Consider the following 14,224-nt stretch of genomic DNA (forward strand, 5'->3'; position numbering starts at 1 on the left):
CTTACTCCACGTCGCCGGCCGCACGCGCCGCGCTCATGCCGTCGCCGCCGAAGCGCGCGCGCAGCTTGCGGCCGAGCGAATCGAAGCCGAGGTAGATCACGGGCGTCGTGAAGAGCGTGAGCAACTGCGACACGATCAACCCGCCGACGATCGCGATGCCGAGCGGATGGCGCAGCTCCGAACCCGCGCCCCAGCCGAGCATCAGCGGCAGCGCGCCGAGCAGCGCGGCCATCGTCGTCATCAGAATCGGGCGGAAGCGCAACAGACACGCCTGAAAAATCGCCTCGCGCGGCGGCTTGCCTTGCTCGCGTTCGGCTTCGAGCGCGAAGTCGATCATCATGATCGCGTTCTTCTTCACGATGCCGATCAAAAGCACGATGCCAATGATCCCGATGATGTCCAGATCGTGCCCGGTGATTATCAGCGAGAGCAGCGCGCCGACGCCGGCCGAAGGCAGCGTCGAGAGAATGGTGATCGGGTGGATGAAGCTCTCGTACAGCACGCCGAGCACGATATACATCGTCACGATGGCCGCGAGAATCAGGAACAGTTCGTTGGACAGCGACGCCTGGAACGCGAGCGCCGCGCCCTGATAGCGGATCTGGAACGATGCCGGCAAGCCGATCTCGTTCTTCGCTTCTTCGATGGCCTTCACCGCCGCGCCGAGCGACGCGCCCTTCGCGAGATTGAACGAGACGGTCGTCGCCGGAAACTGCCCGAGGTGCGTGACGAGCAAAGGCGCGGCGCGTTCGTGGAACTTGGCGATGGCCGAGAGCGGCACCTGTCCGTTCGTCGCGGTGGAAGAGGGCAGATAGATGCCGTTGAGCGTCTCGCTGTAATGCGCGTCCGTCGGCTCGCTTTCCAGAATCACACGGTACTGGTTCGACTGCGTGAAGATGGTCGAAATGATGCGTTGGCCGAACGCGTCGTACAGCGCGTTGTCCACGGTCGCCGGCGTGATGCCGAAGCGCGCCGCCGTTTCGCGGTCGATTTCGACATACACCGATTGGCCGTTCTGCTGAAGATCGGTGGCGACATCCGTCAGGATCGACGTATGTTGCAGCCGGTCGACGAGCTTCGGCACCCATTGCGCGAACTCGGAAGGATTCGGGTCCGTCAACATGAACTGATACTGCGTCGGGCTGACCGTGGAGTCGATCGTCAAATCCTGCACCGGCTGCATGTAGAGCTTGATGCTCGGAATGTCCGCCACTTCGTTCTGAATCGAGCGGATGATTTCGCTCGAACTGTTGCTGCGGTCGTCGCGCGGCTTCAGGTTGATCAGCATGCGGCCGCTGTTGAGCGTGATATTCGTGCCGTCCACGCCGATGAACGAGGTGAGACTCTCGACGTCCGGGTTCTGCAGAATCTTCGCCGCGAGCGCTTGCTGCTGTTCCGCGACCGCCTGATACGACGCCGCCTGCGGCGCCTGCGTGATCGCCTGAATCACGCCTGTGTCCTGCGTCGGGAAGAAGCCCTTCGGAATGAAAACGTACAGCACGCCGGTCAGCACGAGCGTGAGCAGCGCGACCACGAGCGTCGAACGCTGCCGGTCGAGCACCCATTCGAGCGCCACCGCATAGCGGCCGATGACGTAATCGATGAACTGATGCGCGCGCGCCTCGAATCGCTTGCTGTCCTTCGGCGGCGTATGGCGCAGCAGTTTCGCGCACATCATCGGCACCAACGTGAGCGACACGATCGCCGAAATCACGATGGTCACCGCGAGCGTGATCGCGAATTCATGGAAGAGCCGCCCGACGACATCGCCCATGAAGAGCAGCGGAATCAGCACCGCGATGAGCGACACCGTGAGCGAAATGATCGTGAAGCCGATCTGCCGCGAGCCTTTCAGCGCCGCTTCGAGCGGAGATTCGCCTTCCTCCACGTAACGCGCGATGTTCTCGATCATCACGATGGCGTCGTCCACGACGAAGCCTGTCGCGATGGTGAGCGCCATCAGCGAAAGGTTGTCGAGCGAGAAGCCGCACAGGTACATGACCGCGAGCGTGCCGACGAGCGAGAGCGGCACCGACAGGCTCGGAATGATGGTCGCGTAGACGTTCGCGAGGAAGAGATAAATGACGAGCACGACCAGCACGACGGACAGGGCGAGCTCGAACTGCACGTCGCGCACGGAGGCGCGAATGGTCGTGGTGCGGTCGGTGACCACGCGCACGTCGAGCGCGGCCGGCAGCGACTGCTGCAACTGCGGCAGCAGCTTCTTGATGCCGTCCACCACCTGAATGACGTTCGCGCCCGGCTGACGTTGCACGTTGAGAATGATGGCGGGCGTCGAATCGACCCACGCGCCGAGCTTCGTGTTCTCCGGTCCCTGCACGATGGTCGCGACGTCCGTCAGCATCACCGGCCGCCCGTTCCGGTACGCGACGACCGCGCTCTTGTACGCGTTCGCGTCGGTGAGCTGATCGTTCGCGTTGATGGTGTAGGCGCGCGTCGGGCCGTCGAAATTGCCCTTCGGCGTGTTGACGTTGAGGTTCGAGATCGTGGTGCGCAGATCGTCGATATTAAGCCCGTACGAGGCGAGCGCGCGCGTATTGGCCTGAATGCGCACGGCCGGCCGGTTGCCGCCGCTCACCGACACGAGGCCCACGCCCGCGACCTGCGAGATCTTCTGCCCGAGCCGCGTGTCCGCGAGATCCTGCACCTGCGTGAGCGGCAGCGTCTTGGAACTGATCGCGAGCGTCATGATCGGCGCGTCGGCGGGATTGACCTTTGCGTAGATCGGCGGGGCGGGGAGGTCGGACGGCAGCAGATTGCCCGCCGCATTGATGGCGGCCTGGACTTCCTGCTCGGCGATATCAAGCGGCAAGTCGAGGCTGAACTGCAATGTGATGACCGATGCCCCCGCGGAACTCTGCGACGACATCTGGTTCAGGCTCGCCATCTGCCCGAACTGCTTTTCGAGCGGCGCGGTGACGCTGGACGTCATCACGTCCGGCGACGCGCCGGGGTAGAAGGTCTGCACCTGAATAGTCGGATAGTCGACGGCGGGCAGCGCGGACAGCGGCAAAAAGCGCAGCGCGACGAGACCGACGAGCATGATCGCCGCCATCAGCAGCGCCGTGCCGACCGGTCGCAGGATAAATATGCGGGAGGGATTCATGCGCGAGGCTTAGAGTTCACTGCTGCTGTTGCTGACGGCGATGATGCCCGCCGTGCTGCGCGCCCGATGCGCCCGAAGCCGCCGCAGCAGCCGATGCGCCCGATGCCCCCGACGCGGCCTTGGCGCGTTCGGCCGGAATCGTGATCTTCGCGCCTTCCTTCAGGCGGTCGGAGCCGTCGATCACCACGCGCTCGCCCACTTGCAGGCCGGACTTGATGCTCGTGCGCTCGCCATCGACCGGGCCGGTTTTCACGTTGCGCACGGTCACCGTATTGTCCGGCTTCACGACGTACACGAAGGAACCGGACGAGCCGTTGAGCACCGCCGAAGTCGGCACGATGGTCGCGTTCTTGATGACGTCGACGAGCAGCTTCGTGTTCACGAACTGATTCGGGAAGAGCCGGTTTTCCTTGTTGTCGAAGGTGGCGCGCAGCTTCACGGTGCCCGTGGCCGTGTCGATCTGGTTGTCGACGGTTTCGAGATAGCCGGATTCGATCGCCGTGGTGTTCGCGCGGTCATAGGCCGTCGCCGACATTTTCACGCCCGCGCGCAGCGGCTTCATGATCGCGGAGAGGTTGTCCTCGGAAGTCGTGAAGATCACGCTGATCGGCTGCAACTGCGTGATGACGACGACGCCATTGGTGTCGCCCGTCGTCACGTAGTTGCCCGGATCGACCTGACGCAAGCCCACGCGCCCGGAGACCGGCGCGGTAATGCGCGCGTAGGCGAGGTCGAGCTTGTACGTGTCGACGTTGGCCTGATCCGACTTCACCGCGCCTTCGTACTGCTTGACGAGGGAGGCCTGCGTGTCCACCTGCTGCTTGGCGATGGAGTCCTGCGAGAGCAGCGTCTGATACCGCTGCAAGTCGAGCCGCGCGGTTTGCAGCAGCGCCTGATCGCGGGCGAGCGTGCCTTGCGCGTTACGCAGCGAAATCTCGTAGGGACGCGGGTCGATTTGCGCGAGCAGATCGCCCTTCTTGACCATCTGGCCTTCGCGGAACGCCACTTCCATCAGCGTGCCGTTGAGCTGCGTCTTCACGGTGACGTTCGCGAGCGGCGTGACCGTGCCGAGCGCATTGATGACGACCGGCATCTCGCCTTGCGACACGGTCGCCACGTGCACCGGCTGAGGCTGGTTCATCGCATTCGCGCCGCCGCGCCGTCCGCCCTGACTCGCCTGCTGCGGCGAACCCGCTGTGCCGCCGCGATTCCACGGATGCCACCACGCGACCGCTCCCGCGACGATCAGGACGGCCACGACGAGCGGCACGAGACGGCGGCGGCGTGGCGCGGCGGTGGTGACGGGCGGGGCAGTCGGAGTGGGATCGGCGGGGCGCGCGGGCGTCGTGCGCGGCTCGGCGGGAGGGTTCTTTCGGTCGTCCATCGTGTGGTGGCTGGGTGTTTCCAAGTCTGTCATACGGGGCGCGGATGGGCGGCATCTCGCGATGCGGTCGGGGGAGAGCCGGGGAAAGGCGGCGGGCGCGGCCCGCGCGTGCCAGGCTGGACAGAGCCTGAGTCAGAGGTCCGGCGCGGCCCCGGTGCGCGCGAAGCATGATGCTACGTCGCGCGCCCATGCCCGTCCACCGGGCTTTCTTTCGGATAATTACGAGCGTTACACGCGTCGGCAAAGGCCCGGACGCGTGCGGCAGAGCGCGTAAGTTTAATGGCTTACGGCAGATGGCGCGGCGCCCGCCGTGCCGCCGATCTCGCGCGCGATCTGCGCGACGCAATCGAGCAGCGCGGGCATCACGCTCGTGATCAGGGTCTCGTGCGGACACTGATGCGCCGCGCCGCCGCAGTTGACCGAATAACGCTCCTCCGACGGCCCGACGAAGCCCGCGGCCACCGCATTTAGCCCGTGATGCCATTCCCCGAGCGAAATCGCGAAACCACGGCGGCGCGCGTCGTCGAGGCCGCGCTGCAAGCCGCCGGAGATGCTCGGCCAGTCGTCGCCGGATGCCGTCTGTAGGCTGCCGATCAGCGCCTGCTGGTCGGCGTCCGACAGAACGGAGAGATACGCGCGCCCGACCGCCGTGCGGCTCAGGTCCATTCGGCCGCCTACTTCGAGTCGCGAGACGAGCACGGCCGAGCGTGGCCGGATGGCGTCGATGACGACCATTTCGAGCCGGTCGCGCACGGCCAGATGCACGCTGAGTCCGGTCCGTTCGGCTAGCGCGATCAGAAACGGCCGCGCTCGCGCCCGGATGTCGAAGTTGCGCAAGAAGCCGTTGCTGAGCTCCAGTACGGACGCCGTCAGGACGAAGCGCTCGCTGTCGGGCAGACGCAGCAGCAGTCCCGCGCCGACGAGCGTGGCCGTGATCCGCGATACGGTAGGTTTAGGAATGCCGGTCCATTCGGTCAGTTCGCGGTTGCTGACCGGGGCATCCGCAGCGGCAATGCGGCGCAACACATCGAGACCGCGCGCAAGGGCGGTGACTTCGTCGCTATCCCTGTCTTTCGTTTTGGTTCGGCTCGACGACCGGTCGCTCATCGTGGGCATCTTTTTTTGTGAAACATCGTTTCGAATGCTGAGTGGAACATTCCATTCAGGCGACGCCTGAAGCTTGCAAGCGATGCAAGGCCCGATGATAAGCCGCACGCGCCGAGTCGGTGTAATCGGAACCGATTCCGAAAGACATCGTTGGGCAGATGCCCGGACGCTGAAATTTTGCTTGACTTGAGCAGTGATCCCGGAAAAAATGGAATCCGATTTCGAAAGGACTGGGCGATGTGCGCGACCGCTTTCCGCTCTAGGCTTCGATCACAGTCTCTCAGGTTCTAGCACGGCCCTCGGAATGGCTAGAACTTTTAAGGCGCTACGGAAACGTGGCGCCTTTTTTTTCGTCGAGTGCTTTTGAGCCAGTTCGGCCCGAATATACGCCGAAAACGTATGGAGTGTTTATTGAATTCGCGCGACAGGCGAGCGCGGCGTCAGAACGCGCCGCGCGGAGACGTCAGTGCAGTTCGGTGAACACGCGGCGTTGCCGGAGCAACAGCTTGCCGCGCACGATCCAGTACAGGCTCGCTGCCAGCAGCGCCGAGGCGACGCCCATCACGAGGAGCGGGGATACGCGTTCGGGCGCGGGCTGGCTCGTTGCGACGACCAGCGCGGCGAAGAAAGCGCCGCCCGCCTGATAGTACGAGCGTTTCGCGAGAATGCGACGCATGCGATGCGTGGTGAAACGGGAGACGGGGGCGCGCGTGAAGGGTTCGAAGAGCATCAACCCAGCGACGAGGGCGATGGCGAGGTTCATGTAAATCATGGCGGGGTTTCGGTGGGAGGGGCGAGACTGCGGCGAATATAGACCGGACCGAACGATGCCAAAAGCAGAAGTGTCCTAAATGTAGAGGAAACATTCTATTGAGCGTCTCTGCGTCGCAGTGAAGCCACCGCAGTTCGCTTGCAATGCAAGCTTTCGCGAGTTGCCGGGTTCGAGGCGTATGATGAGCCCGCGTTTCGGGATGCGCCCGAATCTCAGCACGAAGCAGGAGGCAGGACCATGAAGCCCAACTCGATGACTCCGGTCGCGCGTATCGCATTCGCGCTCGCCGTGCTCGGCGTGCTCGCCGCATGCGAGAAGCACGACGCCGCCGCCGGCCAGGCTGCGAACGCCTACAACAATCTTGCGAGTCAGACGACGCAGAAGCTCGATCAGGCGGCGAGCTACGTCGGCCAGAAGGTCGACGCGGCAAAGCAGTCGGCACAACAGAGTTTCGATCACGCCGGCTCCGCGCCGGACTTGTCCGCGAGCAGCGTGGCCGCGTCGGCGCGCGCCAATTTGCAGAGCGCGGCAAGCGCGACGAACGCCGCCATCGCCGATGCCGCGAGCGCAACCGGCGCGGGTTTGCAGACGGCGGGCCGCAAGCTGCAGGAGTGGTCGGCCAAGGACGGCGGTGCATCGGGCACGCAGGCGTCGGGTTCCGACTCGGCGAGCGATGCCGGCACGCGCACGGACATGGACAAATAAGCGGCCGGTCGAATAGGCGCGCTTAACATTCGGTTACCTCGACAGTGCGCGGCGCGCGCAAGTCAGCCGCTAAACTGGCGGTCTTTCGGAAATCGAGACCGTTATGAAACTACGCAAGCTCGCGGATCGCGGCGCGCTAGCGTTTGTCGCGATATCCCGGATCTCCGCCTTCGCGCTGCGGCGCGGCGTACAGCAGGCGGGCATCCCCGGAATCCGTGCGATATCGTTCCTGACGACGCTCATCCTCATCGCGCTGTTCTCGCTGACCATTCCCGCCGCAGAAGCCGCCCCGGCGCTCGACCTGCCGTCGCTCCAGGAACTGATCGCGCCGCCAGCGCCGGCAGCGTCAGCCGACGCCGCATCGGGCGCATCCGCGTCCGTTCCCTCCGATGCCGACATGGTGCGCTCGCTCGACACCGTCATTTCGACGCTAGACAGCGACCGTCAGCGCAGCGCGCTGGTTGCGCAACTGAAGAAGCTGCGCGACGCCAAGCGCGCAGCCGAAGCCGCCGCGCCGCCGACCGCAGCCGCCGCCGCCACGCAGCCGGCATCGACGGACGCTGCCGCGCCGTCGCCGACCACGCCGCCGATCGCCACGACCAACGCCGCCTCATCCGTGGTGGCCGCCATCGCGCAGAACGCCGGTTTGCTCGGCGCGATCGCGTCGGCGCTCACGAGCATCGAGGCGGACGTGAAGCGCGGCAAGACGCCGGTCGCGTACTGGAGCGGGCGCTTCAACGCCGCGGGCAACGAGCTCTTCACCATCGTCACGAGCCAGAGCCGCGAGCCGTTCGGCCGCACGCTCTTCAATTACTTCGCGACGCTCGCGGGCTGGGGCGCGTGTGCGTTTCTGCTCGTAAGCCTGCAGCGCCGCATGCACAGGCGCTACGGCATCGAAGCCGGGCTGCATTCGAATCCGACCACGCGCGAGCTGCTTCTCTTCACGATGCGGCGCGTGGCGCCCTATGTCTTCGCGTTCGTCGCGGCGCTAACGTTCGTGCACATGATGCCGCAGTCGCTCGGCCGCACGCTCGCGATGGTCACCGCCTACGCGATCGTCGCGGGCGCGGTGTTCTCGGCGATCTGTCTCATCATGTTCTCGCTGTTCGGGTCGGCGCACCGGCGTGTCGCGGTGAACGTGCTGATCGTTCACGCGCGGCGGCTCTTGTTCGCTATCGGCACGTTCGGCGCGCTCGGCGATGCTGCGGCCAATTACGACGTCGCCCAGCAATTCGGCACGAATCTGTCGGCGCTCATTTCGACCTTCGCGAACATGGTCGCGGCCGGCCTCACCGCGTATTTCGCGCTCGCTTTCCAGCGGCCCGTCGCGCATCTGATCCGCAGCCGCACCTACGAGCAGCGCAACACCCGCAAGGCCGCGACCGAAACGTTCGAGGTGGTCGCGTCGTTGTGGCAAGTGCCGCTGTTGCTGCTCGCGTGCGCGTCGGTGGTGGCGACGCTCGCGGGCATCGGCACGTCCGAGAACGTGCTGCAAATGGCGATCGCCACGGCCGGCTTGCTCGTCGTCGCGTTCTTCCTCTCGGCCATCGTCATTCGCATCACACGGCCCAAATCGCGCAGGCCGCGCCGCCAGTCGGCGTATGTCCGGCGGCTCGTGAAGTTCGTCGGCACGATGATCGTCGTCGGCATATGGCTCGCGTTCCTCGAAGTCTCGTCGCGCTTCTGGGGCTTCTCGCTCGCGCAGATGGCCGAGCGCAGCGTGGCGGCGCGCGGCATCACGCACGCGGTCAGCATGATCGTGCTGACGTTCTTCGTCGTATGGCTCGTGTGGATTCTGATCGACACGGGCATTCAGGAGGCGCTCAAGCCCGATTCCGCGCGGCGCAGCGGACGCGGGCCGAGCATGCGCGCGCGCACCATGCTGCCGTTGTTGCGCAACGTCGTGTTCGTCGTGCTCTTTCTGGTCGCGGCGATCGTCACGGCGGCCAATCTCGGGCTGAACGTGACGCCGCTGCTCGCCGGTGCGGGCGTGATCGGTCTTGCGGTCGGCTTCGGCGCGCAATCGCTGGTGGCGGATCTCATCACGGGGCTTTTCATCATCATCGAAGACACCATTTCGGTCGGCGACTCGATCGAAGTGGAAGGCGGTCACGCGGGCATCGTCGAGAGCCTGACGATACGCACGGTGCGGCTGCGCGACGGGCAAGGCGCCATTCACGCCATTCCGTTTTCGCAGATCAAGACGGTGAAGAACCTGTCGCGCGACTTCGCGTACGCGGTGTTCGAAGTGCGCGTGCCGTTCTCGGCGGACGTGGACGAAGTGACGGAGATGATTCGCGAGGTCGGCGCCGAGCTCATGGATGATCTGCGCTATCGGCGGGAGATGCTGGGTCCGGTCGAAGTTTGGGGACTGGACCGTTTCGATCCGAACTGGATGGTCGTGAAAGGGCAGATCAAGACGCGGCCGCTTCTGCAATGGAGCGTCGCGCGCGCGTTCAACTTGCGCATCAAGCGGAAAATGGACGCAGCGGGCATGGAGATTCCCGTGCCGCAAATGCAGGTGCAGATGGCGCAGCGCGGCGGGCACGATGCGGGCGATGCGGCCCACGCGGCAAAGGCCAAGCGCATCTGGCTGGACGACGAGCCACCGCTCGCCGACGCGGAGTCGGGCCCGGCGGCGACGGTCAAGGCCGTGGACGTATCGCACGAGCCGCGGCCCGCGCCGCCCGCCACCGATCTCTCGGTGCCGATTCCGCCGCAGATCACGACGGCGCCCGAGCCCGGCAAAGGCTGAGTCGACCGGGTCGCTCAGGCGGCGAGAAGATCGTTGACGTGCGTGGCGATATGCTCGCCGGCCACGCCGTAGATGTGGATCGATACGGCGCGCGTTGCCGCGTCGGCGGGATTGCAGAGCTGATGAATCGCGCCGCGTCCCGCGTCCGCATACGACACGGCGCCCGCTTCGCGCGGATGCCGGCGCGTCTCGACGGCGCGATGCGTGTTCGCGCCCCAGCGATACTGCGTCTCAGCGAGCGCGCCGTCGGTGACCGCGTAACCGCACCATGTCCGATGCGCGTGCACGGGGCTCGACTGCCCCGGCTCCCAGACGAGCGCGGCGATCGCGTAACGGCCGAGCGGATCGGCGGCGAGCAGATGACGCTGGTAGCCCTGCGGACTGCCGGCGCGCTGATCGGCACGCAGAAGCGCCGGATCGGCGATCGCCCGGGAAAGCGCCGCATGCACGCGCACGCCGAACGACATGCCGCCATCGGCTTGCGCCGCATCGAGCGCGGCGTCGATTTCGCGACAGAGGCGGCTGACGGAGGCATTCCGGTCAGCCGGGAAATGCGCGCTGCGTTGAGTGGCGAGTTCGAGTTTCATGGTGACCTGCTTGCCGGTGATGTCGATCACGAATTTATACCGGCTTGCATCCGGAAACGGTTTCCATATAATTCCGCTCGGAGAAGCAAAAATAGAAAATTTTCCTATCGGGGGTGCAGTATGGGAATGGACCTCATCGACCGCAAGCTGCTCGAACTGCTGCAAGGCGACGTGACGATGCCTATCGCGGAACTGGCGTCGCGGGTGAATCTGTCGCAGACGCCGTGCTGGAAGCGGGTGCAGCGTCTGAAGGAGACCGGCGTGATTCGCGCGCAGGTCGCGCTGTGCGACCCGAAGAAGCTCGGCGTCGGCACGACGGTGTTCGTCGCGGTGCGCACGAATCAGCACACGCAAAGCTGGGCCGACGAATTCACGCGTGCCGTGCGCGATATCCCGGAAGTGGTCGAGGTGTATCGAATGAGCGGGGAGACGGATTACTTGCTGCGCGTGGTGGTATCCGACATCGACGATTACGACCGCGTCTACAAGCAGCTCATTCGCGCGGTGCCGCTCTACGATGTCAGTTCGAGCTTCGCGATGGAGCAGATCAAGTATTCGACGGCGCTGCCGGTGCGGCCCGCCGCCGACGCCTGACCGCGTCGCATAGAAACGCGCAAAGAAAAGCCGCCCGGGGAGGGCGGCGCAACACGTCCGGTCACTAGGTATTCCGGTCTTGCCCCTTCAAGCCCTCGCCGGAATCGGACGCGCATGGAATCGCGTCGAGTATGGTCGTTCAGGCTCGCCTCTTACAAGTTGGGCGATGCAGCAGTGAATTTCGCGGGCCTCGTTCGCGCAGCGAAATGACCGCGGCCGGTCCACATCCGATTCGCAATCCAACTGAAAAGCAGTGCGGGTACGATGCTGGCTTTATCTCGATAATCGCAACGAGCCGCTGCGCCCGCCATGACCGACAACCCTCGCCAAGATCGCCCGAACCTCCCACGCAAGAAGAATCCGACCTTGGGCATCACCGTGTTTATCGTGGCCGTGGTGCTGCTCGTGATCTTCACGCTGCTCTTCAACGCGATCCGCGACAAGCGCGAGTTCGACGAGCACAACGCGCCGCCCGCCGCCGCGAGCGACGCGCGTCCGGCGCTGCCGGCCACCGGCGCCTCGCAGTAAGCGTTCGCGATCACGCGGGCAGATGAATCTGCGTCGCGTCCTTGCGGATGAGCGCCGACGCCGTGAGCATCTGCTTGCATTGATGCGCGAGCAGTTTCAAATCCTGAATGGCATCGGCGGGCAGACTCTGCGCGCGTTCCGCTGCGGCGACCATGGAATCCAGATCACGGCGGAGCGCCTTGATCGCATCGGGCGATGCAGCGCCGTCTTCTTCCGAGACGACCGCCTGCGCTTCCGACAAGTTGTCCCGCACGACGGCGAACGCGCGCTGCACCGGTTCGAATGACTGGCCGTCGGCACCGTTGAGCGACTGTAGGAGCGGCGCGGCCGCCGTGATCTGCGACGCGAGCACGTGGCTTTGCACGAGCAGATCGTTGAGTTCGGCGACGTAGCGTTGCTGTGCCTTGGGCTCCAGCATCATGCGCTGGAAAGCCTGCGCGAGGTTGGCGAAGGCGACGTGCACGTTCTTGCGCGCGAGCCGATAGCCGTAGTCGCGATCGAGCGCGGACGCGACGACCGTCGCGGCGGCCGATGCGCCCTTGCTTGCCGTGGCAGCCGTGCTCTCGCCGATGCCCGCCGACGACAGTCGCTCGGCCGTCGCGCTCGCGGCCTTGATCGCGCTGGCCGCGACGGCTTCGGCTTCGGCCGTCGCGGTGGCTTCCGCTGGCTCGCTGGCCGCTTCGGCGGACACGGACACCGGCTGCATCGACGAGGCGAACGCGGCGCGCGCCTGACCGTCGGCAAAGACGGCGCTCGGCGCGCTCGAAGCGGTTGCCGTGGCCGCCGCGCGCGCCGCGCCCGCTGCCGCCTTCGCCTTCCAGCCCCAGCTGGCTTCCAGGTAATTCCGCGTCGCGGCCAGCAGGTCCTTCACGAGCTTGCCCATCAGCCGATATTCCCAGTACGGGAACAGGTGGCTCGCCGCGATGGCGATCGCGCAGCCGACGACGGTATCGATGGCCCGCTCGCCGATCAGCCGCAAGCTGCCCGGCGCGAGCAGGTGAAACATCAGCAACACGTAGCTGGACGTGAACACGACGCTGCCCGCGTAATTGAAAAGCAGCAGGCTGTAGCTCATCACCATCGACGCGAACATGGCGACCAGCAGAATATGCGGGTCCTTCACGAGCAGAATGAGCGCGATGGTGACCGCGCAGCCGATCGCCGTGCCGATGATCCGCTGCGTGTTGCGCTGCTTGGTGAGCGAATAGCCGGGCTTCAGGATGATGACCGTGGTCATCACGATCCAGTACGCATTGGTGAGCGGCAAGAGCCTGCCGAGCCAGAAGCCGACGCCCACCGCGATGGTCACGCGCAGCGCATGGCGAAAGCTCGGCGATGCCATCGTCAGGTTCGAGAAGATCTGCCTGAACGGCACACGCCGGCTGGAGATGAATCGCGAGAGCGCGTGGTCGATCTGCAATTCGGTTTCGGTCGGGCTCGCGTCGTCGCGCGTGCGGCGGCGCATCTTGTCGATGAGGCGCGTCGCGCTCCAGAGCCGCCGGAACACTGCTGCCGCCGCGGCATACGCTTCGGGATTCTTCTCCGGCAGCGCGTGCTTGCGCATGAGTTCCAGTTCGTACTCGATCGCGCGCAGTTCGGCCTTCGTGCTGATCTGCTTCGGCGCCGGACGGTTCTGCAGCACCGCGAGCCCGATCTCCTGCAAGTCCTCGCCCGCCTTGCGCATCAGGTCGCGATAGAACACGAGCACGTCCGAGCCCGCGAACGTCTTGCGCACGAGCGGATAGTCCGTGTGCGCGCCGACGAAAAACTCGTGCAGATCCACGATGTTGATGAACAGATTGAATAGTCGCGCGCGCCGCGCATCCAGCTTGCCGCTTTTCACCTTCGGCAGATTGCGCAGCACGATGTCGCGCGCGCCTTCCTGCTGCTCGACTGCCGCGATCTGCTTTTCGATCAGCTTTCTGTAGCACTCGTCGAGATCGGCGTCGTTGTCATAGAACTCGGCGCGCGCCTGAAGGTATTCCGCGCAACTGAAGATGCTCTGCGCGAGCGCCTGCCGCTCGATCCGATAGACGAGCAGATGCGACACGAGCGTGGCCCAGTACGTGTACCAGAGCCCGCCCAGCAGAATCCACGACGCGTTGATGAGCGCCTGCATCGGCGTGAAATGCTCTTCCAGCGTCACGATCATCATGAAGAGCGTGGCGAAGCTGATCTGCGGCCAGCGGTTGCCGTAGACCACGATCAGCGAGAGCACGAACGTGAGCGGCACCACGGTCAGCCAGAGTGTGAGCGGATTCGCCGTCGCGATGCCGGTGGCAAGGGCCGTGAAGAAGCCGATGAACGTGCACGCCAGCATCTCGTTGTGCTTGTGCTTGAGCGGGCCGGGCATGTCGACGACGCATGCGCCGAGCGCGCCCGTCGCGATGGTGAAGCCGAGCTCCCGGTTGTGAAACACCGTGAGCATGAGCACTGCGGGCAGCGAGATGCCGAGCGCGCAGCGCAAGCCGCCAAAGAAGTACTGGCTGTAGATGAACTTCCTGATTTCGAACGAGTAACGCATCGACTTCCTGTGTGGACGCTCGGGGGCGGGCAACGGCGTTGTCGAGTCTAACCCAACTCACCGGGCCTTCGGACCTCGGCCGAATGGCCGAGTTCTCGGCACGCGCGACCCTTTGTTATGCTGGCGCTTGATTTGACAAAG

At 65.0% G+C, this 14,224-nt stretch carries 10 protein-coding genes; 4 read left to right on the plus strand and 6 right to left on the minus strand.

What is annotated here, in order from left to right; translation table 11 throughout:
- Position 1: 1 nt before the first annotated feature.
- From LDZ24_RS04390 to LDZ24_RS04405, 4 genes are all read right to left on the minus strand, one after another.
- Positions 2 to 3,127 carry an MdtB/MuxB family multidrug efflux RND transporter permease subunit gene (locus LDZ24_RS04390; protein ID WP_248321780.1) on the minus strand — a complete coding sequence of 1,042 codons (3,126 nt, stop codon included), beginning with the start codon at positions 3,125 to 3,127 and terminating at the stop codon, positions 2 to 4.
- Positions 3,128 to 3,143: 16 nt separating this feature from the next.
- On the minus strand, positions 3,144 to 4,511 hold the full coding sequence (locus LDZ24_RS04395) for an MdtA/MuxA family multidrug efflux RND transporter periplasmic adaptor subunit (protein WP_250499205.1): 1,368 nt from the start codon (positions 4,509 to 4,511) through the stop codon (positions 3,144 to 3,146).
- A gap of 276 nt (positions 4,512 to 4,787) precedes the next feature.
- Complete coding sequence (locus tag LDZ24_RS04400; protein ID WP_248321784.1) at positions 4,788 to 5,627, minus strand: IclR family transcriptional regulator; 840 nt, start codon at positions 5,625 to 5,627, stop codon at positions 4,788 to 4,790.
- A gap of 454 nt (positions 5,628 to 6,081) precedes the next feature.
- Positions 6,082 to 6,390, minus strand: a complete 309-nt coding sequence (locus tag LDZ24_RS04405) for a hypothetical protein (RefSeq protein WP_206467890.1) — start codon at positions 6,388 to 6,390, stop codon at positions 6,082 to 6,084.
- Positions 6,391 to 6,627: 237 nt separating this feature from the next.
- Between LDZ24_RS04405 and LDZ24_RS04410 the strand changes: the two genes are divergently transcribed.
- Together LDZ24_RS04410 and LDZ24_RS04415 are read left to right on the plus strand one after the other, a co-directional pair.
- The gene (locus LDZ24_RS04410) at positions 6,628 to 7,095 is read left to right on the plus strand and encodes a hypothetical protein (RefSeq protein ID WP_248321786.1); all 468 of its coding nucleotides are present in this window, start codon (positions 6,628 to 6,630) and stop codon (positions 7,093 to 7,095) included.
- 103 nt (positions 7,096 to 7,198) lie between these two features.
- The gene (locus LDZ24_RS04415) at positions 7,199 to 9,850 is read left to right on the plus strand and encodes a mechanosensitive ion channel family protein (RefSeq protein WP_248321788.1); all 2,652 of its coding nucleotides are present in this window, start codon (positions 7,199 to 7,201) and stop codon (positions 9,848 to 9,850) included.
- A 14-nt stretch (positions 9,851 to 9,864) separates the two neighbouring features.
- Here LDZ24_RS04415 and LDZ24_RS04420 read toward each other — a convergent pair whose 3' ends face one another.
- Complete coding sequence (locus LDZ24_RS04420; protein ID WP_248321790.1) at positions 9,865 to 10,467, minus strand: cysteine dioxygenase family protein; 603 nt, start codon at positions 10,465 to 10,467, stop codon at positions 9,865 to 9,867.
- Between the two features lie 96 nt (positions 10,468 to 10,563).
- On the opposite strand from LDZ24_RS04420, the gene LDZ24_RS04425 reads away from it, so the two are divergent.
- On the plus strand, positions 10,564 to 11,031 hold the full coding sequence (locus tag LDZ24_RS04425) for an Lrp/AsnC family transcriptional regulator (protein WP_206467892.1): 468 nt from the start codon (positions 10,564 to 10,566) through the stop codon (positions 11,029 to 11,031).
- A 309-nt stretch (positions 11,032 to 11,340) separates the two neighbouring features.
- Positions 11,341 to 11,559: a hypothetical protein gene (locus LDZ24_RS04430; RefSeq protein WP_248321792.1), complete on the plus strand. Its 219-nt coding sequence runs from the start codon at positions 11,341 to 11,343 to the stop codon at positions 11,557 to 11,559.
- Between the two features lie 10 nt (positions 11,560 to 11,569).
- On the opposite strand, the gene LDZ24_RS04435 is transcribed toward LDZ24_RS04430, so the two are convergent.
- The gene (locus LDZ24_RS04435) at positions 11,570 to 14,083 is read right to left on the minus strand and encodes an FUSC family membrane protein (RefSeq protein WP_248321794.1); all 2,514 of its coding nucleotides are present in this window, start codon (positions 14,081 to 14,083) and stop codon (positions 11,570 to 11,572) included.
- Positions 14,084 to 14,224: the final 141 nt, after the last annotated feature.

This window comes from Caballeronia sp. Sq4a, from assembly GCF_023170545.1.
Lineage (GTDB): Bacteria > Pseudomonadota > Gammaproteobacteria > Burkholderiales > Burkholderiaceae > Caballeronia.